We start from the raw sequence: 963 nt of genomic DNA, 5'->3' as shown, positions 1-963 counted from the left end.
TGCGGCAAGGATGGTCAGAGCGTGCCCGTGGGCGTCGGCCAGCCCACCCTGAAGATCCGCGACCTGACGGTGGGGGGGACGCAGGGCTGAGGGGTCCCTGTTTTTCCAGGTGTTGGAGGAGCTCCAGGGTCATGTCCCATGCATCCAAACCGGCCGCCGTCTCCAAAGGCCGTTGGCTGGACGGCCCGCAGGTCGGGCAGCCGGGCTGGGAGAGGTCGGCTTCGAGGAAATTTTCCCGATCGGGTTTGGTGGCCTCGCACATTACTCCGTATATCGGAAGGCCAGGTAGCGTCGTTCAAACAGGGCGGTACGTTTGAAATAGTGTGGCGCGGAAAACGCCCTTGACCTTGCCGGCGTCGCGCGTTTGCGACCAGCGGCGTTGCCTGCCGATCAGAGACTTGCGCGCCGGCGCCGCTGGTTTCTGCGTTTGGATCGTTCCCGTCCCCTGGCCTAGCTTGGGCAAGGAGCCGGGGCCGGGCGCGGCGGGCTGATCGCTGATTTTCTTCAGCAGGAAAATCCCATCGACAAGATAATTAGAGAGCATTCCACCTTTCGAAATTTCGTAATCTTCCCAAGAGTTGTCTGGCTTTTGTCCGGGTTCCACACATCGGGTTTGAATACGGACCCTGATCCATCCTCTCTCGTCAAAAGGCAGGAGTGCATGTTTATCCACATCGGAAAGTGTTTTATGGCCTTGCCAGGTGCGAACACTGTCATTGAGACGGATTGCGCCTTCATATACTGATAGAGAGGTCTGAACGAAGGCTTTGTCGGGCACTTCGTATTCGCCGTAAGTTTGTTTTATGACTTTGTAGCTTACTCCATGGCAGACCGTCCCGATTTTGAGCCCGGGCTGCTGGGAAAGGTCGAATCGATCTGGATAAAAACCTGAATCCGTGAGTTCGCTGCCAGAAAGCAGGAGCAACGCTATGTTTTCCATGGTATAATGTGTCCTGGCTCGTT

At 56.8% G+C, this 963-nt stretch carries 1 protein-coding gene; it reads right to left on the bottom strand.

Annotated elements, in window-relative coordinates; genetic code table 11:
* Window positions 1-295: 295 nt before the first annotated feature.
* The coding region (locus tag ACP5MM_RS09795; protein ID WP_427934534.1) for a hypothetical protein at window positions 296-963 on the bottom strand (668 nt) is incomplete at its 5' end.

The organism is Acidithiobacillus sp., from assembly GCF_049965315.1.
Lineage (GTDB): Bacteria > Pseudomonadota > Gammaproteobacteria > Acidithiobacillales > Acidithiobacillaceae > Acidithiobacillus_B.
The sequence above is the reverse complement of the archived record's forward strand: the minus strand, read 5'-3'. Positions and strand labels throughout refer to the sequence as shown.